General features: G+C 69.7%; 18 protein-coding genes. 11 read left to right on the forward strand and 7 right to left on the reverse strand.

The features are described 5' to 3' along the window. Nucleotides 1-40: 40 nt before the first annotated feature. The 7 genes from ACFYOH_RS34595 (at nucleotide 41) to ACFYOH_RS34625 (ending at nucleotide 8,241) form a co-directional block, all read left to right on the forward strand. Nucleotides 41-1,219, forward strand: a complete 1,179-nt coding sequence (locus tag ACFYOH_RS34595; protein ID WP_388634058.1) for an acyl-CoA dehydrogenase family protein — start codon at nucleotides 41-43, stop codon at nucleotides 1,217-1,219. A gap of 1,378 nt (nucleotides 1,220-2,597) precedes the next feature. Then, nucleotides 2,598-3,494: a TauD/TfdA dioxygenase family protein gene (locus ACFYOH_RS34600; RefSeq protein WP_388634061.1), complete on the forward strand. Its 897-nt coding sequence runs from the start codon at nucleotides 2,598-2,600 to the stop codon at nucleotides 3,492-3,494. Further along, the gene (locus ACFYOH_RS34605; RefSeq protein WP_388634064.1) at nucleotides 3,491-4,384 is read left to right on the forward strand and encodes an ABC transporter permease; all 894 of its coding nucleotides are present in this window, start codon (nucleotides 3,491-3,493) and stop codon (nucleotides 4,382-4,384) included. The genes ACFYOH_RS34600 and ACFYOH_RS34605 overlap by 4 nt, the downstream gene beginning before the upstream one ends. Continuing rightward, on the forward strand, nucleotides 4,381-5,112 hold the full coding sequence (locus ACFYOH_RS34610; protein WP_388634067.1) for an ABC transporter ATP-binding protein: 732 nt from the start codon (nucleotides 4,381-4,383) through the stop codon (nucleotides 5,110-5,112). The genes ACFYOH_RS34605 and ACFYOH_RS34610 overlap by 4 nt, the downstream gene beginning before the upstream one ends. Before the next feature lie 42 nt (nucleotides 5,113-5,154). Then, a complete protein-coding gene (locus ACFYOH_RS34615) occupies nucleotides 5,155-6,213 on the forward strand; it encodes an ABC transporter substrate-binding protein (RefSeq protein WP_388634070.1) in 1,059 nt (352 codons plus the stop codon). Beyond that, nucleotides 6,210-7,538: an LLM class flavin-dependent oxidoreductase gene (locus ACFYOH_RS34620; protein WP_388634072.1), complete on the forward strand. Its 1,329-nt coding sequence runs from the start codon at nucleotides 6,210-6,212 to the stop codon at nucleotides 7,536-7,538. Before ACFYOH_RS34615 ends, ACFYOH_RS34620 begins: the two co-directional genes overlap by 4 nt. Next, nucleotides 7,531-8,241, forward strand: coding sequence for an ABC transporter ATP-binding protein (locus ACFYOH_RS34625; protein WP_388634075.1), 711 nt, complete (start codon nucleotides 7,531-7,533; stop codon nucleotides 8,239-8,241). The genes ACFYOH_RS34620 and ACFYOH_RS34625 overlap by 8 nt, the downstream gene beginning before the upstream one ends. A 30-nt stretch (nucleotides 8,242-8,271) precedes the next feature. Here the strand turns inward: ACFYOH_RS34625 and ACFYOH_RS34630 are convergent, their stop codons facing one another. Further along, complete coding sequence (locus ACFYOH_RS34630) at nucleotides 8,272-8,577, reverse strand: hypothetical protein (RefSeq protein WP_388634078.1); 306 nt, start codon at nucleotides 8,575-8,577, stop codon at nucleotides 8,272-8,274. Between the two features lie 71 nt (nucleotides 8,578-8,648). On the opposite strand from ACFYOH_RS34630, the gene ACFYOH_RS34635 reads away from it, so the two are divergent. The 3 genes from ACFYOH_RS34635 (at nucleotide 8,649) to ACFYOH_RS34645 (ending at nucleotide 12,006) form a co-directional block, all read left to right on the forward strand. Continuing rightward, nucleotides 8,649-9,644: an LLM class flavin-dependent oxidoreductase gene (locus ACFYOH_RS34635; RefSeq protein ID WP_388634080.1), complete on the forward strand. Its 996-nt coding sequence runs from the start codon at nucleotides 8,649-8,651 to the stop codon at nucleotides 9,642-9,644. A 626-nt stretch (nucleotides 9,645-10,270) separates the two neighbouring features. Continuing rightward, nucleotides 10,271-11,494 (forward strand): acyl-CoA dehydrogenase family protein, encoded by a 1,224-nt coding sequence (locus ACFYOH_RS34640; protein ID WP_388634083.1) that lies wholly within the window; start codon nucleotides 10,271-10,273, stop codon nucleotides 11,492-11,494. Between the two features lie 53 nt (nucleotides 11,495-11,547). Further along, a complete protein-coding gene (locus tag ACFYOH_RS34645; protein ID WP_388634085.1) occupies nucleotides 11,548-12,006 on the forward strand; it encodes an RrF2 family transcriptional regulator in 459 nt (152 codons plus the stop codon). A 314-nt stretch (nucleotides 12,007-12,320) separates the two neighbouring features. Here ACFYOH_RS34645 and ACFYOH_RS34650 read toward each other — a convergent pair whose 3' ends face one another. The 6 genes from ACFYOH_RS34650 to ACFYOH_RS34675 all read right to left on the reverse strand — a co-directional run bounded on the left by ACFYOH_RS34650 (nucleotide 12,321) and on the right by ACFYOH_RS34675 (nucleotide 18,329). Then, nucleotides 12,321-14,009 carry a HEAT repeat domain-containing protein gene (locus ACFYOH_RS34650; protein WP_388634088.1) on the reverse strand — a complete coding sequence of 563 codons (1,689 nt, stop codon included), beginning with the start codon at nucleotides 14,007-14,009 and terminating at the stop codon, nucleotides 12,321-12,323. A gap of 129 nt (nucleotides 14,010-14,138) precedes the next feature. Beyond that, on the reverse strand, nucleotides 14,139-14,267 hold the full coding sequence (locus ACFYOH_RS34655) for a hypothetical protein (RefSeq protein WP_388634090.1): 129 nt from the start codon (nucleotides 14,265-14,267) through the stop codon (nucleotides 14,139-14,141). Between the two features lie 267 nt (nucleotides 14,268-14,534). Further along, nucleotides 14,535-15,461: an ABC transporter permease gene (locus ACFYOH_RS34660; RefSeq protein ID WP_388634093.1), complete on the reverse strand. Its 927-nt coding sequence runs from the start codon at nucleotides 15,459-15,461 to the stop codon at nucleotides 14,535-14,537. Beyond that, nucleotides 15,448-16,245 (reverse strand): ABC transporter ATP-binding protein, encoded by a 798-nt coding sequence (locus ACFYOH_RS34665; RefSeq protein WP_388634095.1) that lies wholly within the window; start codon nucleotides 16,243-16,245, stop codon nucleotides 15,448-15,450. Before ACFYOH_RS34665 ends, ACFYOH_RS34660 begins: the two co-directional genes overlap by 14 nt. Before the next feature lie 39 nt (nucleotides 16,246-16,284). Next, nucleotides 16,285-17,394 (reverse strand): aliphatic sulfonate ABC transporter substrate-binding protein, encoded by a 1,110-nt coding sequence (locus tag ACFYOH_RS34670; protein ID WP_388634098.1) that lies wholly within the window; start codon nucleotides 17,392-17,394, stop codon nucleotides 16,285-16,287. A gap of 647 nt (nucleotides 17,395-18,041) precedes the next feature. After that, on the reverse strand, nucleotides 18,042-18,329 hold the full coding sequence (locus ACFYOH_RS34675; protein ID WP_388634101.1) for a winged helix-turn-helix domain-containing protein: 288 nt from the start codon (nucleotides 18,327-18,329) through the stop codon (nucleotides 18,042-18,044). Nucleotides 18,330-18,910: 581 nt separating this feature from the next. Here ACFYOH_RS34675 and ACFYOH_RS34680 point away from each other — a divergent pair. Beyond that, complete coding sequence (locus tag ACFYOH_RS34680) at nucleotides 18,911-19,753, forward strand: oxygenase MpaB family protein (protein WP_388634103.1); 843 nt, start codon at nucleotides 18,911-18,913, stop codon at nucleotides 19,751-19,753. The last annotated feature ends 7 nt before the right edge of the window (nucleotides 19,754-19,760 follow it).

Consider the following 19,760-nt stretch of genomic DNA (forward strand, 5'->3'; position numbering starts at 1 on the left):
GTGCGCCGTCAGGACCGCCCGTGGGGAGCCTGGAGGCGCCGTGCATCTCGACCACACGCCCGAGCAGCAGCGACTGCGCGCCGAACTGCGCGCCTACTTCGCACAACTGGTCCCGGACAACGCCTACGCCCGGTACGCCGACCCGGTCGCCCGGAAGCGGTTCTACCGCGACACCATCCGCCGGCTCGGCACCGACGGCCGGCTCGGCGTCGGCTGGCCCGAGGAGTACGGCGGGCGCGGCATGACGGCGATGGAGCAGTTCATCTTCTTCGACGAGGCCGCGCAGGCCGGCGTACCGCTGCCGCTGATGGCACTGAACACGGTCGGCCCGACGCTCATGCGGTACGGCACCGAGGAGCAGAAGGCGTACTTCCTGCCGCGTATTCTCTCCGGCGAGATCGACTTCGCGATCGGCTACAGCGAACCGGACGCGGGCACCGACCTGGCCGCCCTGAAGACCAGGGCCGTACGGGACGGGGACGAGTACGTGGTCAACGGTCAGAAGATCTGGACGACGAACGGCGACACCGCCGACTGGGTCTGGCTGGCCACCCGCACCGACCCCGCCGCCCCGCCGCACAAGGGCATCACCATGCTGCTGGTGCCGACCTCCGACCCGGGCTACTCCTGCACCGTCATCAACACGCTCGCCTCCCACGACACCACCGCGAGCTACTACGAGAACATCCGCGTCCCGGTCTCCCGGCGCGTCGGCGAGGAGAACCAGGGCTGGCGGCTGATCACCAACCAGCTCAACCACGAACGCGTCACCCTCGCCGCGCACGGCACCATGGCCATCCGTGCCCTGTACGACGTGCAGCGCTGGGCCATGGAGACCAAGCTCGCCGACGGCCGCCGGGTCGCCGACCTGCCCTGGGTGCGCCGGCTGCTCGCCCGCACCCACACCCGGCTCGACGCGCTGAAGCTGCTCAACTGGCAGATGGTCAGCGCCGTCGAGAACGGCACGCTCACCCCGCAGGACGCCTCCGCCGTCAAGGTCTACGGCTCCGAGGCCCGCCGGGACGCCTACGCCTGGCTCATGGAGATCGTCGCGGCCGCGGGCCCGCTGAAGGAGGGCTCGGCGGGCGCCGTCCTGCACGGCGAGCTGGAGCGCGGCTACCGCTCGGCGGTCATCTTCACCTTCGGCGGCGGCAACAACGAGATCCAGCGCGAGATCATCTCCTGGATCGGCCTGGGGATGCCCAGGGTGCGGCGCTAGTCGCCTGTGACTACCGACATTAGTTGTCACATACCGAGGACAGTTGGCACCGGGAATCGGTGCCATCGAGAAGGCGGCTGAGCCGTGACCTGGCTGTCGGCAATTCGGCACCAGCACGGGAAGCGCCGTCGACTCCGACTCCCCGGCGAGGGCGGCTCCAATTCAAGATCGGGAAAGTACCGCCTGCCAGGTCGCGAGTGCTTCGTTGGCGCCGCGTCCGAGGTTGCCCGTGGGCGTACACCACCGACAGTGGGTGTTCTGGCGGGGATCTTGGAGATGCCGTTCGCGCATTCGAGGGCGGTGGATGACTGAACCTAGATCGTCGTCGTTGTCGTGCAGGCCGGCGGATGCGAGAAGGAAGTGGGTTACGGCCTCGCCGGCCGTGAGTGTGTTCAAGGGCATCACGCTGGGTGCGGGCACGCCTGGGACGTACTGGGCTTGCTCGCGTCCCCGATTGCCGCGCCCAGTACGTGCATCAAAGCCTCCGGCTGTCAGGAATCTCCTTTTCAACGTACGTCGTCCGCCCCTGCGACTGTCGAGGTCGAACATGGCGGAGGGGCGTCTCACCGCTGGGACGCCTGCGTGCCTTCTTACGCCTCGACTCAGCGGATCGTGTGCGGCTGTCGGTCGCGTCCCGCGAAGTGGTGTAGCGATGTGGAGTCCACGACTCCGCACGTCACGCACGCCGACAGGGCCGACGCCCGGGCAGAGGCCGCTCCGATGGCCTGGAACAGCATCGACACCGACCGAGGAACCTCGGCGGTGATCACCATGGAGGCGGTAGCCGGAGCGAGGTGGCCCGGATTCCTACACCACTTGGCGGGACACCATCCGGCTGTCGGCGACGGTGGGCGAGCAGTACCGAGCGGCGGCCGTCGACAAGCGCAGAGGTTCTGCGTGTCCGCAATGCAAGACCTGTCCGGGAAAGCATTGACCAACGTGGTGGCCGTCTGCTGAACTCCCGTCCATGAACCCGCGCGTGGACCTGACCCGGCGGCGCCACATCGATCTGGCGCACGTCTCCAGCGCGTTTTGTTGTCGCTGACCCGGCAAGTGGTCGCCGGCATTGGCCGGTGTGCGTAGTCGGCGCGCGCCGGGCTGAGGCGGAAACCGCCCGCAATGCGATGCTTCCCCCACCGGATCGTCGTATCCACCTCCTGTGAGCTCTCCGCCTCGTATGAGCCGGGAGCCTCTTCGCGTACGCCGACTGGGTCGCTGAGAACGCGGCCGTAGCGGTCCTGCGACCACGCTTCTTCTCTCCGGCCCGGCCGATTCGGCGTTCCGCGTGCCGGGTCGATCAGTCCTGCGCGCTACCAGCGCCTTCATCCAGCTGCTCGGCACGCCTTGGTGTGCCCATCCGTCCGGGAGGGACCCCCTCATGCCTCCGTCCATCCGTAAGCTCACCGGCCGTATCGGCGCAGTCGTCGAGGGCGTCGACCTCGCGGCGCCGCCGGACTTCTCGACGATCACCACGCTCCGAGACGCCCTCAACGAGCACAAGGCGATCGTGTTCGACGACGTGCGGCTCGACAACGCCGACCAGGAGCGTGTGGCCGGGTGGTTCGGCGAGCTGACGACCGCTCATCCGAACGTACCGGCGGCAGACGGCACGACGAACGTGCTCGCCGTCGACAGTGAGAGCTCCAAGGCCAACGCATGGCACACGGACGTCACCTTCGTTGTCAACCCGCCGCAGCTGACCACGCTCCGGTCCGTCGTGATCCCGCCCTACGGCGGCGAGACCCTCATCGCCAACGCCGCCGCGGCCTACCGCGATCTCCCCGAACCGCTGCGCGCCCTCGCCGACACGCTGCGCGTCGTACACACCAACCAGTACGACTACGCGCGCCCCGCAGCCGCGACCGCCGAACAACAGGAGTACGACCGCATCTTCGTCTCGACGCCCTACGAGGCCGAGCACCCGGTCGTGCGGGTGCATCCGCTGACGGGCGAACGCGGTTTGTTCATCGGTGGGTTCGCCAAGCGGATCGTCGGTCTGTCGGGCAGCGACTCGGCCGATCTGCTGCGCATCTTCCAGTCGTACGTAACGCGTCCGGAGAACATCCTGCGCTGGAAGTGGTCCCGAAACCAGCTGCTGATCTTCGACAACCGGATCACCCAGCACTACGGGGTGGACAACTACGACGACCACCCACGCCGCCTCAACCGGGTGACGGTCGCGGGCGAGGTGCCGACCGGTGTCGACGGCCGCCGCAGTGAGCAAATCCTCGGCGACGCCTCGCACTACAGCAGGGTGCTGGCGGTGGCGGCATGACCGAGGTCCGCATCCCGGCACCGGCCGTCGTGAAGGGCCCGGACCCCGGGACGACGAACGCGCGGGAACGCGAGGTGTTCCTCCCGCGCGACGCCCGCCGAAGGACGCTGCTGCGCACACTCCGCGAGCGCCTGCGCTGGCCGCTGGGCATCTACACGACCCCGGTCGCGATCCTCATCGCCTGGGAGGCGCTCGCCCGGACCGGAGTGGTGTCGAAGACCTACGCGCCGGCGCCGACCTCGATCGTGAAGTCAGCCGCCGATCTGTGGCAACAGGGCGTCCTGGGACCCGACTTGGCCATTTCGCTGCAGCGGGCCGGCATCGGTTTGGCGATCGGTCTGACGGTGGGGATCGTCACCGGCGTGCTCGGCGGGCTGCTGCGCAGCGGCGAGTACCTGTTCAACGGCCTCGTGCAGGTGCTCAACACGATCCCCCTCCTCGCCGTACTGCCGCTGATGATCGTGTGGTTCGGCATCGACGAACTCACCAAGGTGCTGTTGATCTCCTTCGGCGCCGGCGTCCCGATGTATCTCAACCTGTTCGCCGCGATCCGGGGCGTGGACCAGCGGCTGATCGAGATGGCACGGACGACGGGCGCGGGCACCTGGCGCCTGGTGACGCGGGTGCTGGTGCCCGGGGCCCTGCCGGGGTTCCTCGTTGGCCTCCGGTTCTCCCTCGCGTACAGCGTCCTGGGCCTGGTCGCAGCCGAAACGGTCAACGCGGACAAGGGACTTGGCTTCCTGATCACTCAAGGGCAGACCTATCTCCAGACCAACCAGGTCTTCGTGGGGCTGGTGATCTACTCGCTCCTCGGTCTGCTCGCCGACCAGCTCGTCCGGGTTCTCGAGCGGGTGCTGCTGCGGTGGCGACCCAGTTATGAGGCGTCATGAGCAGCACGATAGCGACGGAGCCCCGGCGGCAGACCCGGGTCGTCGTCGAGCAGGTGGTCCGTCGGTTCGGTGACCGGGTGGTGCTCGACCACCTCGACCTCACCATCGCCGACGAGGAGTTGGTGATCCTGCTCGGCCCCTCGGGCTGCGGCAAGAGCACCCTTCTGCGGCTGCTCGCCGGACTGGACCGGCCCGACGGCGGGCGCGTGGAGGTCCCGGCACGGCGTGCGATCGTCTTCCAGGCCGACCGGCTGCTGCCGTGGCAGCGGGTGTTGCGCAACGTCACCCTCGGCCTGCACGGACCCGACGCGGAGCAGCGGGCCCGCGACGTGCTCGCCGAGGTCGGACTCTCGGGCCGTGAGAAGGCATGGCCCAAGGAGCTCTCCGGCGGCGAGGCCCAGCGGGTGTCGCTCGCGCGGGCCCTGGTCTCGGAGCCCGAACTCGTGCTGCTCGACGAGCCGTTCGCGGCCCTCGACGCCATCACACGGCTGCGCATGCACGACCTCGTACGGGCGCTGCGGACCAAGCACCACGCCGCGATGCTGCTCGTCACCCACGACGTCGACGAGGCGATCGCCCTGGCGGACCGCATCGTCGTCATGAGCAACGGCCGTATCGGCACCGCGCACGAGGTCCACCTCTCCGCCGCGGACCGCGAAGCGAGCGTCGCACGCGAGGAACTCCGCGCCCGGCTCCTGGCAGACCTCGGCCTCGCCGGCCAGCACTGACCTCCCCGAACACCCTCACCCAGCACAGAAAGCACGACAACCATGCGAAATGGAACCACCAGACTCATCGGCGCCGTCGGCTCGCTCGCCCTCGGGAGCTCCCTCGTCGCCTGCGGATCGTCGTCTTCGAACAGCGCCGCGCCGCTGAGCAACGCCGCCGCAGCGAGCGACGCCAAGCACCCCGAGTGGAGCAAGTACACCTTCACCATCGGCGACAACGGCGGCGACGGCAGCCAGGAACTGGCGAAGATCACCGGCGTGTTCGACAACGCGCCGTACAAGGTGAAGTTCGCCCGGTTCACCTACGGCCCGCCCCTCGTGCAGGCCGCCGCCTCGGGCGACATCGACCTCGGCAGCGTCGGCGACGTGCCACCGATCACCGGAGCCGCGAAGGAGTACGGCTTCAAGGTCGTCGCCGTCAACCGCTCACTCACGCCGACCCAGTCGAACGAGAACATCATCGTGCCGAAGGGCTCGACGCTGAAGACGGCCGCCGACCTCAAGGGCAAGAGGATCGCCGTTCCGCAGGGCAGTTCGGCCCACGGCCTGGCCCTGAACGCGCTGAAGAGCGTCGGCCTCACCCCCAAGGACGTGAAGCTGACCTTCCTCGACCCGGCGGCCGGCGCGACGGCGTTCAACACGGGCAAGGTGGACGCCTGGTCGATCTGGAACCCGCAGTCGGCGATCGCGGTCAAGAACGGCGCGCGGATCCTGGTGAAGGGTCTGCCGCCGATCGACCAGACGAGCAGTTACTACGTCGCCAGTGACACGTCGCTGAAGGACAAGACCAAGCGTGCGGCTCTCACGGACGTCCTGAAGAGGCTCTCGCGAGAGTTCGCCTGGGCCGTCAAGAACCCCGACCAGTACGCGCAGGCGCTCTCGAAGGAGCAGGGGATCCCGCCGGCCGACGCCAAGGCGTCCCTGGCCGCCTACTCGAACCGGGTGACCCCGGTGGAGCAGTCGGACATCGAGTTGGAGCAGAAGCTCGCCGACGCCTTCCTGGAGGCGGGGCAGATCACCAAGAAGGTCGATGTCAAGTCGATCACCGACAACCTCCTGCCGGCCGGTTACGACAGCTCCAAGCTGAAGGTCACCTCATGAGCGCGAGACGGCGTCGGCTCCATCTCAACGCTTTCCTCATGGAGGCGGGTCACCACGAGGCGGCGTGGCGGCTCCCGCACAGCAATCCCCGGGCGGACTTCGACCTGCGGCACTGGATCGAGCTGGCGCAGCTGGCCGAGAGCGCCAAGTTCGACTCGCTGTTCCTCGCGGACGGCCCGGCCCTCATCGGCACCGGCGAGTTCCGCCCGCCCGGCCAGCTCGAACCGCTGACGCTACTGACCGCGCTGTCCCAGGCGACCAGCAGGATCGGCCTCATCGCGACCGTGTCGTCGACCTACAACGAGCCGTACAACCTCGCCCGCCGGCTCGCGTCCGTCGACCACGTCAGCGGCGGCCGCGCCGGCTGGAACATCGTCACCTCGGCCGGGGCGGACGAGGCGGCCAACTTCGGCCTCGACGACCGTCCCGGCCACACCGAACGCTATGCCCGCGCCGACGAGTTCCTGAAGGTCGCCAAGGCACTGTGGGACAGCTGGGAGGCCGAGGCCGTCGTGGCGGACAGGACCACGGGCCGCTACGCGGACCCCGAGCGGCTGCACCGCCTCGGCCACGAGGGCAAATACTTCAAGGTGGCCGGCCCGCTCAACGTCGAGCGTCCCCCGCAGGGCTACCCGCTGCTCGTCCAGGCCGGCTCTTCCGAGGACGGCAAGGCATTCGCCGCCCGCCACGCCGAGGCGATCTTCACCGCGCACACGACGTACGAGCGCGCGGCCGCCTTCTACGCCGACATCAAGGCGCGGACCGGGGCCGCGGGCCGCGACCCGGACGGTGTGATCGTCCTGCCGGGCATCGTCCCGTACATCGGGTCGACCGAGGAGGAGGCCCGGGCGCTTGCGCGGCAGTTCGACGAGCTGCGCGTTCCGGAGTACGGAATGCGCCAGCTGGCCGCCGTGTTCGAGACCGAGCCGTCGGTCTTCGAACTCGACGAGCTGCTGCCGGACTTCATCCTCGCCAGGCCGAAGCTGGAAGGCTCACAGTCCCGTTCCGACCTGATCATCGACCTCGCGGTGCGCGAGCGGCTGACGGTCCGCCAAATCATCTCGCGACTCGGCGGCGGACGTGGTCACTTCGAGTTCATCGGGACGCCCGAGCAGATTGCGGACACGATCATCGCCTGGTTCGAGGGCGGTGCCGCGGACGGGTTCAACATCATGGCGCCCGCCTTGCCGTCGGGCCTCGCCGCCTTCGTGGAGCATGTGTTGCCGATTCTGCGCGGCAAGGGCCTGTTCCGCGAGGAGTACGAGGGCACGACCCTGCGTGAGCACTACGGGCTGCCGGTCCCGGCGAACCAGTTCCGTGGCTGACCCGCTCGCGACTCCCGCCGCTTCCCGGAGCGGCGGGAGTCCGCCCGCACTGCGAGTCGAGGGCTTTAGCAAGACCTACGAAGACGGCTTCACCGCGGTGGCCGGGCTCGACCTGGAGATACCGGACGGCGCCTTCTTCGGCCTGCTCGGCCCGAACGGCGCAGGCAAGACCACGCTGATCGGCTCGGTGTGCAACATCGTCGGACCCACCGCAGGCACCATCTCCGTCTTCGGCCACGGCCACTGCAGCCGTCAGGCCCGTAGGCTCCTTGGCCTGACCGCGCAGGAGATCAACGTCTACCGGTTCCTGTCCATCCGGCAGATCCTGATCTACCACGCCGGATACCACGGCGTCGGCCGGAAAGCGGCCTCCCGGCGCGCCGACGAACTGCTCGCCCTGTTCCGCCTCGACGACAAGGCCGACGTACGCGCCTACGAACTCTCCCGCGGCATGCAACGGCGCCTCGTCCTCGCGCGGGCCCTCATGCACCGCCCCCGCCTGCTCATCCTCGACGAGCCGACGGCCGGCGTCGACGTCGAACTGCGCTCGGAGATCTGGCGGGTCGTCAAGGGCCTCAATGCGGCAGGCACCACTGTGCTGTTGACAACTCACTACCTGGAGGAGGCGGAGAGCCTGTGCGACGAGATCGCTCCTGCGCGCGGGCCGGATCGCCGACCGCGGCTCCGCCGCGTCGCTGCGTGAGCGGTACGCGGCCCGGGACATCTCGGAGGTCTACGACCGGGTGATCACGGTGGAGGGGATCGCCTCGTGAGCGGCACCGAGGCCCCGGCTCTCCCGGCGTACGACGAACCGTTCCGGGCGGAGCGATCGCCCGTGCGCGAGTTCCGGGCCTCGCAACCGGTCACCCAGGTGGAGTTGGTCGGCACGCAGCAGGCCGACATCCTTCCGCAAGGGCGCGGCCGAGCGGGACGCGCGGCGCAGGCTCCCGCACATGGAGCTGGAGCGGCTGTCCGCCTCCGGGCTGCTCGCCGTGACCGTGCCCGCCCGGTTCGGCGGCGCGGACGTCCGTGCGGACACGCTCGCCGAGATCTTCCGACTGCTGGCCGCCGCCGATGCCAGCCTGGCCCAGACTCCCGCAGAGCCACTTGGTGTACGTCAACGTGCTGCGCCGGCAGGGGACCGACGAGCAGCAGGAGTTCTTCTTCGGCGAGGTACTGGCCGGCAAGCGGTTCGGCAACGCCCAGTCCGAGGCGGGCACCCAGCACGTCCAGGACATCCGCACCCGCCTCGCCCGGCTCCCGGACGGGTCGTACGTCCTCGACGGCGTCCAGCGCTACTCGACCGGCGCGTTGTTCGCCCATTGGATCCCCGTCCTCGCCCGCACCGAGGACGACACCCTGCACGTGGCGTACGTGCCGCGCGAGGCGCCCGGCCTCACGGTCGTGGACGACTGGGACGGCACGGGACAGCGCACCACCGTCAGCGGAACCGTCCGGCTGGAGTCGGTGCTCGTGCCCGCCGACCGTGTCGTGCCGCACCACCTCACCTTCCAGGGCCCCCAACTCCACGGCGTGGTAGCTCAGTTGCTGCACGCTGCCATCGATGCCGGCATCGCCTCCGGGGCGCTGGGCGAGGCGGTGGAGTTCGTCCGTACGAAGAGCCGCCCCTGGTTCGAGAGCGCCGCCGAGGGGCACGCGACCGCCGCGGAGGATCCGCTGCTGAGCCAGCGGTTCGGCGAACTGGCGATCAGAGAACGGGCTGCCGAAGCGTTGCTTCGCGAGGGCGGGCTTGCCCGCAGTGAGTCGCAGGGGCAGCAGCGGATGCTGGCCCTGCACGGGGGTGGGAGACGGGACGGGCTGGAGATCCATCCCAACCTGTGGGCGGGCATCGGTCTGGTGCGGGGTGGGGCGGGGACCGCCCTGGTCGGCAGCCACACCGAGGTTGCCGAGCGGATCAAGGAGTACGCCGCGTTGGGGATCGAGGAGTTCATCTTCTCCGGGTATCCGCATCTGGAGGAGGCGTACTGGTGGGGCGAGGGCGTGCTGCCGAAGCTTCAGGCGCAGGATCTGTGGCGGCACCCGTACGGGCAGCAGGTGGCCCCCGCCGCCCAGGTCCCCTTCGCCGACGCCGGGAGGGTGCGATGACCCATGTGATCGCCGACGACGCCGAGGCGGTTGCCGTCGCCGGCCGAGCTGGCCGTCAAGTTCGCCCGCGAGGCCGCCCTGCGCGACGCTGAACGCGTCCTGCCGCGCACAGAACTGGACGAGGTGTCCGACTCCGGGCTCCTTGGCATCACCGTGCCCCGCTCCCACGGAGGCGCCGAGGTTCGACGGCTTCGACCTCGCCTACGCCACCACCCCTGGCCCCTTCGCCGACTTCGTCGACTCGTCGTCCCGGATCTGGGCAGCCGCGGCAGGATCCCGGCCCCGCCCGGCGGCGCCACGCTTCGCGAACGCCTCCACGGCGCGGCCGGCAGTTCCCGGATCAGGGACGATCACCCGGCCGCCCGCCGTCGTGAACTCGCCATCCGGGAGCGTGAATCAGCCGGAACACACCAGCTTTCCTAGTTTTCCTATCGAATTACTAGGGAAGCGTTGACGGCGGTCGAAGAGGCGAGTGAGGATGATGAAGCCGACGCGTCACGGCGCACCGCCGCACTCCCACGCCGCCTCGCCGGGCACCGCGTCGTCCTCGGTTCCCTGAAGGAAGACGCCATGACCACAGCACTGAGCTGTAGCGACAGCCGCAGCTGCATGAAGCGGGTGACGATATGACGGTGACGGCGGACGAGGTGACCGACGCGGGAGCCGTGCAGGCCGACTGGCTGCACATAGCCCGTGAGATGGCGGACGACCTGGCCACGGACGCGGTCGAGCGCGAACAGGCCGCCAAGGCACCGCTCGACGAGGTGGCGCGGTTGCGCGAGTCAGGACTGCTGACACTGCCGGCGCCGACCGAACTCGGGGGAGGCGGTGGGGACTGGCGTACGGTTTACGCGGTCATCCGGACCGTTGCCGCGGCCGACGGGGCCATCGGCCACCTGCTGGGCAACCACTACTTCCTGTCCTGCAGCGCCCGGTTCTTCGCCGACCGCACCCGTGCCGCCCGCATCGAGCGGGAGTCGACGGCGGGGCAGTGGTGCTGGGGAGGCGGTATCGCCTCAGACGAACCACCACTCATCCTGACCCCCACGCCGGGCGGTTATCTGCTCAGCGGCTACCAGAGGTATGCCACCGGAGTCGGGATCGCCGACCGGCTGGTGGTTCGAGCCGCCAAGTACGGCACCGGTGAGCCGTTGGCCGTCCTGGTCGACCCCGCCCGCTCGGGCGTCGTGAGCGGCAGCAGCGGGGACGCCTTCGGCCAGCGGCTGGCGGCCGGTGGCGGCGTGGAGTTCGATTCCGTGCCGGTCGCGGCCGACGATGTGCTCGGCTCCCTCTCGCCGGACGAGTGCGTCCTGTCACCCTTCGCCTCGCTGGCCGCGCCGGCCGCACGTCTGGTCTCCGTCCAGTTCTGTCTTGGCGTGGCAGAGGGCCTGCTGGCCGAGGTTCGCGAGTGCGGAAGGGGCATGAGGTCCTCCTGGCAGCCGTTCTCGCCTCAGCCCTGGCCGGGCGGCCCGCCGCAAGATCCGTACGCGCTGACTGTGTACGGCGAGCTCACTGTCGTCGCACGTGCCGCGTCCGCCCTCGCCGAGCAGGCGGTGGATGCCCTGGTGCGTGGCTTCGTGCAGGGCGAGGATCTCGACGACCAGGAGTGCGCGGAGATCGCCGTCCTCGCGAGCGTGGCCGAGTCTGCCGCCTCCCGGGCCGCGCAGGAGGTCACCACCCGTGCCCTGGACGTCATCGGCACCGACGCCGCCTCCGCGCGGCACGGCTTCGACCGCTTCTGGCGCAACGCCAGGACACACACCCTGCGCGAGCCGGTCGCCCACAGACTGCGCGAGGTGGGCGACTACTTCCTCAACGGCGCGCACCCACCCTTCGTGCTTCCAGCCTGACCGGGAGGGCGACCGGTGCGGTGGCGGACACGACAGTGATGGATAATCGCGGCATGCGGATCTCGGCGCGGGCGGACTATGCGGTGCGGGCGGCACTGGAGCTGGCCGCAGCAGGGGGTGAGGCCTCGCTCAAGGCCGAGGCGATCGCCGCGGCGCAGGGCATCCCGCACAAATTCCTGGAGGGCATCCTCGGCGACCTGCGCCGGGGCGGTCTTGTGGTCAGCCAGCGGGGCGGCAAGGGCGGCTACCGGCTCGCCCGCCCGGCGGAGTCGATCGCCATCGCCGACGTCATCCGCGTGGCGGACGGCCCCCTGGTCTCGGTGCGGGGAGTGCGCCCACCCGAGCTCTCCTACTGCGGTCCCGCGGAGTCGCTGCTGCCGCTGTGGATCGCCGTGCGCGCCAACGTCCGCAAAATCCTCGGCGAGGTCACCCTGGCCCACGTGGCCGCGGCCAAGCTGCCCGGCGAGGTCCTGAGCCTCGCGTCGGACCCCGAGGCCTGGACGAATCCCTGACCGACGTCCGGTGAACGAAACGAGCAGAACTCCGAGATGGACACGCTCATCGAGACGCGGACGCCGCGCAGACCGTCCTGTCGGCGCTCGCAGGTCCGCGTACCGCCCCGTTCGCACTGACCGGCCCCTCCGCGCCGGGCGTGACCCGGAACTACACCGCCTGGAAGCAGCTCTCGGACGAGACGTCGACGCCCGGGTGGTCTCCGGTATCCACATGAGGTCGTCCGACGAGGCGGGGATCACGCTCGGCACGAACGCGGCACGGCACGTCCTGCCGAACACGGGACGCCTCCTGGCCGCACGGCAGGTCGCGGTCACAGTGCCCGCGCCGCATAGGCCCTGACGTCCGCGTCCGAGTCCGTCGTCGCGGTGGCCAGGGCGGCTCGGGCGTCCTCGACGGCACGGTGCCGGGTCAGGGCCAGTACGGCGGCCTTGCGGACGTCGGCGTTCAGATCGGTGAGGCCCTTGGCGAGGGCCGGGACGGCCAGCTCGGAGTCTGCGCCGGACAGAGCGGTGGCGGCGCCGGCCCGGACCTGCCATGCCGGGTCTGACAGGGCCGCCTCGGCGCGTGTGGCCAGGGCTGCCGGGCAACCCGTCGTGCCCAGAGCCGCGTAGGCGGCCCCCCGTACCAAGGCGTCGGGATCGTCGACCAGCGCGGCGAGGGCCGAGCGGACCATGTCCGAGCCTGTGCCCATGGTGGCCAGGGCCTTGGCGATCGTGACGCGGACCTCGCGGGACGGATCGACGGCCGCCGCGCGGGCCACCTCCACCGAGGCGTCGACCGACACCAGCGCGCGCACGGCCGCCACACGTACGGCGATGTCGGAATCCGACAGGGAGTGCGCGAACAGCTCGGCGTCACCAAGCCGCAGAGCACGCAGCGCGTCCAGTGCGGCGGCACGGACGGCGGGGTCGGCCCCGGACAGGGCGGCGGCGAGGCCGTCGCGCAGGGCCGGTTCCGGCGGCAGCGTCTCGACCAGTTCGCGCAGTGAGGCGACTGCGGCGGCGCGGACGCCGGCGTCGGGATCCTTGAGCGCCGAAGCCAGAGCCGGTCCGGTGCCCGGCGGCAGGATCTCCGTCAGGACCGTGACGGCCGTCCGGCGCACGCTGGGATCGGGGTCCGTCAAGTAGTCGTTGAGCGCGGAGAGATCAGGCTCGTCTTCTGCGAGAGCGAGGAGTTCGAGCAGGCGAGGTGTGGCCTGCGCGTCCGCGTCGGCCCGGGGACGGGCGGCTGTGTCTGCCGCGGTGGGTTCCTGCCGCAACGCCACCGGCGCCGCTTCCCGGGCCCCTGCCGTCGCCACATGTTCCGGGTGGACCTCGCCGACGTGCCGGGAGGGGCCGCCGGCCGGGGCGAAGCCGTCGACCGGGACCAGGTAGGGAGCCACGGGACGGACTGTGAACTCCATAGTGCCAGAAGGGGACTTGTACAGGTCGAGGTGGTGGAACCAGAACACGTCGTCGCGCCGCGGGTGGTCGATACGGTCGTGGTAGAGGCCCCAGCGGGACTCGGTGCGGGCCAGGGAGGCGCGTGCGGCCATCTCCGCGCAGTCGCGGATGAAGGTGACCTCGGCGCAGCGCATGAGTTCGTGCGGGGTGCGGGCGCCCATGGCGGCGATGTCGTCCCGCATCCGCTCGAAGGCTTCCAGGGCCAGGGAGAGACGGGCGCCGGACTTCGGTGGGGCCACGTAGTCGTTGACGAAGCGGCGCAGCTTGTACTCGACCTGGGGCTGCGGTGGGCCGTCCGGGTTGCGCAGCGGGCGGTAGATCAGCTCGTGCGCCTCGCGCAGCTGGTCCTCGGGCAACTCGCCCTCGTAGGCCTGGTACTGGGACGCGTCCGCTCCGGCCAGGTCCCCGAAGACGAACGCGCCGATCATGTAGTTGTGCGGCACGCAGGCCAGGTCTCCGGCGGCGTACAGGCGGGGGACGGTCGTACGGGCGTGGTCGTCGACGCGGACGCCGGAGGCGGAGTGGCCGCCGCACAGGCCGATTTCCGAGATGTGCATCTCGACGTCGTGGGTGCGGTAGTCGTGGCCGCGGCCGGAGTGGAAGGTGCCACGGGTGGGGCGCTCGGTCGAGTGAAGGATCGACTCCAGGGCCGAGATCGACTCCTCTGGAAGGTGGCTCAGCTTCAGCTAGACCGGGCCCCGGTCGCTCGCGATCTCGGCGGCGAACTCGGCCATCATCTGGCCCGACCAGTAGTCGGAGTCGACGAAGCGTTCGCCGTGCCGGTTGACCTGGTAGCGGCTTGCGCCACCTGACACATGACCAGATGACCGCCTGAACTGGGGTTTCGTCGGACAGACAGGGAGATCTGCCAGCGCCGGGGCCTACGGCCCACGAGAGCCGACGAGGCGCTCAGCGCGAGATTTCGCACAGCTGACTACGCGCCTGAACGCGGACAGGACCTGCCTCCTACACACACGACAACACCGGCCCGCGTGCGGCCATGATGCTTATGCGGGCCGGTGCCGTGTGCGCGTGGCTGAGGGGGTAGGGCGCGCACTCCGTGTCGATCGGGATCCGTTCGCTCAGCGGGTGACCAGCAGGCCGCGGCTGCGCAGCACCCACCGCTCCAGCGGGCTGAAGATCAGCAGGTCGATGGCGATACCGACGAGCAGGATCAGGAAGATGGCCAGGAACACCTGCGACATGCTGGAGTTGTTGCGCCCGTTCTCCAGCAACTGGCCCAGACCGACGCCCAGATCGGGCGAGGAAGCGATGATCTCGGCGGCCATCAGAGACCGCCAGGAAAACGCCCAGCCCTGCTTCAGCCCCGCCAGATAGCCGGGCAGCGCCCCCGGCATCACGATGTGCCACGCCCCGCGCAGGCCGGTCGCGCCCAGTGTCCGTCCGGCCCGCAGGAACAGCGGCGGGATCTGGTCGATGCCCGCGACGAGGCCGTTGGCGATGGACGGGACCGCGCCGAGCAGGATCACGGCGTACATCATCGAGTCGTTCAGGCCCAGCCAGATCACCGCGGGCGGCACCCAGGCCACGGACGGCAGCGACTGCAGGCCGGACAGGATGGGCCCGATGGCCGCCCGGACGAACGCCACCCGGGCGACCAGCAGGCCGAGCGGCGTACCGATGGCGAGCGCCAGCAGGAAGCCGAGCAGACCGCGCGAGACGCTGGTCCAGATGTAGCCGAGGAGCGTGCCCTGCACCCAGGCGTCGCGTACCTCGCCCCACACCTCGGACGGGGAGGGCAGCTTGTAGTCGGGGGCGACGTTCGCCCACACCAGCAGCTGCCAGACCACCAGGACCAGTGCGACGGCGGTGAGGGGCGGCAGGACCTTGCGTACCAGGGTCTCGCGCAGCGGCGCAGGACCGGCCTGCACGGAGTCCAAAGCGTCGAGCCCGGCCTCCACTCCCGCGAGATCACTCGGGGTCTGGGGGTCCCCGACTGCCGTGGAGCCGTCCTTCTTGGTGTCGGCGCCGGTGTCAGTGCTGGCCATGGCGGCGGATCTCCCCACGCAGTTCTTCGGTGATCTCGACGGACAGTTCGGCGACCGCGCTGTCCTCGATGCGGCGCGGCTGCGGAATGCCGACGGTCCACTCCCGGGCGATCCGCCCCGGGCGCGAGGACAGCAGGATGACGCGCTGGGCCAGCCGCACCGCTTCCCGCACGTTGTGCGTCACGAACAGCACCGACAGTCCCGTCTCGCGCCAGATGCGGGTCAGTTCGTCGTGCAGTACGTCACGGGTGATCGCATCCAGGGCGGCGAACGGCTCGTCCATCAGCAGCAGTCGGCTGTCCTGGGCCAGCGCGCGGGCCAGCGCGACGCGCTGGCGCATGCCGCCCGACAACTCGTGCACCCGTTTGCGGTACGCGCCTTGCAGTCGTACGAGTTCCAGCAGCCGTTCCGCCTCCTGCCGGCGTTCCGGCCCTGCGACCCCGCGTAGTTTCAGGGCGAGTTCGATGTTCTTGCCTGCGGTCAGCCAGGGGAACAGGGCGTGTTCCTGGAACATCAGGGCGGGGCGGCCGTCCGTGTCGATGGAGCCGGTGGACGGCCGGTCCAGTCCCGCGACCAGGTTGAGCAGGGTGGACTTGCCGCAGCCGGAGGCTCCCAGGAGGGTGACGAACTCGCCCGGCGCGACATCGAGCGTGATGTCGTCGAGGACGAGCTGCTGTCCGCCGGGCGTGCCCGGGGCGGGGAAGGACTTCGAGACGTGCTCGATGCGGGCGGCGTGCCTCACCGCCGTGGCGTCCTCGGCAGCCTTGGCGATCGTGGTGGCCATGGTCGTCACCTCCTGGGAACTCATCGGATCCGGTTGTCGCTACTGGGCGCCGAGACCGGCGTCGCTGACCTCGTCCTTGCCCTGGGCCTTGAGGACCTTGTTGAGCAGGGTGAGGTCGTAGATGCCCTTCAGATCGGGCTTGTCCAACAGGCCGGCCTTGACCGCGTGCTCCGCTTCGGTGTTGAGGGTGGAGGCCAGCGGGTCGTCGAGGAAGGTGATGGACTTCCAGGCCGGGTCGATGACGTCGGCGGGCAGCGCCTTGCCCGACAGCTTCTCCAGTGCCGTGTTGGCGGCCGCCTTCGCCTTGTCAGGGTTGGTGTTGATCCACGCGTTGGTCTTCACGGAGCCGCGCAGTACGGCCTCGACGACGTCCGGGTGCTCCTTGAGGAACTTCTGCGACACGATGATGTCGGTGATCACGAACTTCTTGTCGGGCCACAGGGTCGACTCGTCGAGCAGTACCTTGCCGCCCTCGGCGACCAGCTTGGAGGCGGTCGGCTCGGGCACCCAGGCGCCGTCGATGGAGCCGGACTTGTAGGCGTCCGGGGTGATCTTGTTGTCGCTGCGGACGACGGAGACGTCGCCCTCGCCGCTTTCCGCGTCGACCTTCCAGCCCTGGTCGGCGATCCAGTTGAGGAATGCGACGTCCTGGGTGTTGCCGAGCTGCGGGGTGGCGATCTTCTTGCCCTTGACGTCCTGCAAGGACTTGATCTTCTTCGGGTTGACGACGAGCTTCACGCCGCCGGAGGCGGAACCGCCGATGATGCGCAGGTTCTTGCCGTTCGACTTGGTGTAGCCGTTGATCGAGGGGGAGGGGCCGATCCAGCCGATGTCGATGGACCCGGCGTTCAGCGCCTCGATCTCGGACGGGCCGGCGTTGAAGGTCGAGGCCTTGATCGTGGTGCCGCCGAGCTCCTTCTGGAACAGGCCCTCCTGGACGCCCACCAAAGCGGTGGCGTGTGTGAGGTTGGGGAAGTAGCCGATCTTCACCTCGTCGGCGGAGAGCTTCTTGGCGCCTGCCGCGGCAGCCGGGGTCTGCTTGCCGTCGTCGGTCGATTTGGAGCCGTAGCCGCATGCGGTGAGCAGGAGCGGAAGCGTTGCGATGACGGCGAGGGTGCGCAGGGTGGTGAGCGGTCTTGCGGCAGACACGGAGGTGTCCTCTCAGGGAAGGAGGGGTGATCAAGGAGGGTGGAGCAGCGTGCTGAGGTCTCAGAAGGGCCGACAGATGGAACTGGACGTACGGCCGAAGTCGATGTGACGACGCGAGGTCAGCACGGGCAGGGCCCGGTCTGTGCAACTGAGCGCTCCCACGGCCACCCCCCGATCCCTAGTATTCCTACCTGGCTGATAGGGATCGTGGCAGAAGGTGGCATCCACCCCAAGATGCTATTCACATGATGGACATAGGTATCTCAATATTTGGGATCGCTGGCGATTGGCCCAGCACGTCAGCGGTTTACCCAGACGCTGGGGATCGCTCACACGCAGCGGAGACTTGATTGGCGACCTGCTCGATGTGCCAAGCGGATCCTCCCGGTGTTCACCGAGGCCGTGCAGGGAGTGCGTCCGGGCGCCGAGGTCCAGGTGCGGATGGACCGCTCGGCCCGGCTGACGGATGCTGTCGACCGCGGCGAGATCGGCCTGGCCGTCTGCGTCGCCGAACGACCGCCGTGGCGGGCACCGCTGCGCTGGTACGCCGCCCCGGCCGGAAGCCGCCCACCGCCCCCGCGAGTACCACGGACGACCTGGATTACCGCTGCCTGGTGTTTCGATCGCGGAACCGCCCCGGACGGCTGTCAGGCCTCGGGCACGTACTTGTATCCCACGCGTCGCACGGGGACGATCCGCTGCCGTTGGGCCGCGCCCGGCTTTCGGCGCAGACGTGCGATGTGAACGTCGACGGTGCGTCCGCCCCCCAAGTGGGTGTGTCCCCACACGTGCTCGACCAACTGTTCGCGTGTGTGGACTCGATGCGGATGAATCACGCGCTGGGCCGGCAGGCCGGACTCCAGGTCTTGCAGCCCGAGGAGGACATCCCCGTACCGGCCGACGCCGTGGCCCGCATCCTCGCCGGTGTCGCGCACGGCACCACCTGCCCAGCGGCCACCCCGCGGCCGTCTCCGCCGAAGGAGCCTGGCGCCTCGGGCTGGCCACCGGGACCTGGAGCAAGCCGGAACCCGCATTCATCGGTGCTCTGCCCGGCAGCGGGCCCGGCAACGCAGGGCCGCCGAACTGACCAGGCGCATAGAGGAAGCGGACGGCGCCCTCGCCGCCCTCGACCACCAGCGGCGATGTGGTTGCCGCGTTCACATCAAGGCTGTCGCCGCCGAAGATCTCTGGCCCCCCTATGGCGACACACGCCTCATTACCTGCGCTGTACCAAAGTGCCAACTATTTCGCTGATTCAGCGGCTCCGGCCGCTGAATCTAGTTGGCATCAGTGCAGGTCGTGAACGCGGCCTGGTGCCAACTAGCGAGCCCGGTCACACGCCGTCGTCCCGGCCCGGGACGCCGGCGCGGCAATTCGGTGGCTGATGGGCTGACCCGGCTGTGAATGGTTCACTGTCAATCCGGGGTGTTGTGGCTGCCGGGACCGGCGCGCGCGGCACCGTCGGCCGGACAGCGACAAGAGGTGACAACCAGTGGCTGTGGTCACACCTGCGGGCATGGATGATCCCGGGCTGTTCACGCCGAGCTCCGTGACCTGGCAGATGCACGGCGATCCCATGATGTGGGTCGCCGGGGTCCGCGCGCTCTACCTCCAGGCCCTGCACCCGCGTGCGGTGCGCGGCGTCATGCAGAACTCCGACTTCCGGCGCGACGCCTGGGGCCGGCTGATGCGCACCGCGAACTTCGTCGGTACGACGACCTACGGCACGACCGAGGCCGCCGAGCGCGCCGGCGCCCGCGTACGGAAGATCCACAGCCTGCTGACGGCGACCGACCCGGAGACCGGAGAGCGGTACGGCGTCGATGAACCCGAGTTGCTGCTGTGGGTGCACTGCGCGGAGATCGACTCCTATCTGCACGTGCTGCGCCGCTCCGGCTTCCCGCTCACGGACGCCCAGGCCGACCGGTACATAGCCGAACACCGGGTCAGCGCACGCCTGGTGGGCCTCGACCCGAAGACCGTACCCGCGAGCCGGGCCCAACTCGCCGCGTACTTCGAGACGGTACGGCCCGAGCTGGCGGCGGGACCCGAGGCACGCGAGGTGGACGACTTCCTGCTCCGACCCCCGACGCATCCCCTTCTCGTCCCGGCGCGCGAGGTGTTGTGGCGGCGCGTGGCCCAACTGGCCTACGCCGCCCTGCCGCCGTACGCCCATCAGCTGTACGGCAGACCGGCCCCCGCACCCGCCGTCGTCACCCGTCGGCTGCGGGCCACGGGCGCGCTGCTGCGGTGCGTTCCCGCACGTGCGCGCTGGCAACTGCCGCCCAAACACATCCTGCGGGCCATGGCGCGGCTCGGACCGGGGGCGCGTCCGGCACCATACAAAGTCGGGCGATAGGCCGCCA

Origin of the sequence: Streptomyces sp. NPDC007856 (genome assembly GCF_042868225.1) — a bacterium.
Classification (GTDB): Bacteria; Actinomycetota; Actinomycetes; order Streptomycetales; family Streptomycetaceae; genus Streptomyces.

What these genes read in the sequence shown, in the direction of transcription:
- ACFYOH_RS34680 (WP_388634103.1), top strand. Translation starts at nt 18,911, where the DNA reads ATGGATGATCCCGGGCTGTTCACGCCGAGCTCCGTGACCTGGCAGATG.
- ACFYOH_RS34650 (WP_388634088.1), bottom strand. Translation starts at nt 14,009, where the DNA reads ATGCACATCTCGGAAATCGGCCTGTGCGGCGGCCACTCCGCCTCCGGC.
- ACFYOH_RS34660 (WP_388634093.1), bottom strand. Translation starts at nt 15,461, where the DNA reads ATGGCCAGCACTGACACCGGCGCCGACACCAAGAAGGACGGCTCCACG.
- ACFYOH_RS34665 (WP_388634095.1), bottom strand. Translation starts at nt 16,245, where the DNA reads ATGGCCACCACGATCGCCAAGGCTGCCGAGGACGCCACGGCGGTGAGG.
- ACFYOH_RS34605 (WP_388634064.1), top strand. Translation starts at nt 3,491, where the DNA reads ATGACCGAGGTCCGCATCCCGGCACCGGCCGTCGTGAAGGGCCCGGAC.
- ACFYOH_RS34610 (WP_388634067.1), top strand. Translation starts at nt 4,381, where the DNA reads ATGAGCAGCACGATAGCGACGGAGCCCCGGCGGCAGACCCGGGTCGTC.
- ACFYOH_RS34615 (WP_388634070.1), top strand. Translation starts at nt 5,155, where the DNA reads ATGCGAAATGGAACCACCAGACTCATCGGCGCCGTCGGCTCGCTCGCC.
- ACFYOH_RS34600 (WP_388634061.1), top strand. Translation starts at nt 2,598, where the DNA reads ATGCCTCCGTCCATCCGTAAGCTCACCGGCCGTATCGGCGCAGTCGTC.
- ACFYOH_RS34620 (WP_388634072.1), top strand. Translation starts at nt 6,210, where the DNA reads ATGAGCGCGAGACGGCGTCGGCTCCATCTCAACGCTTTCCTCATGGAG.
- ACFYOH_RS34640 (WP_388634083.1), top strand. Translation starts at nt 10,271, where the DNA reads ATGACGGTGACGGCGGACGAGGTGACCGACGCGGGAGCCGTGCAGGCC.
- ACFYOH_RS34645 (WP_388634085.1), top strand. Translation starts at nt 11,548, where the DNA reads ATGCGGATCTCGGCGCGGGCGGACTATGCGGTGCGGGCGGCACTGGAG.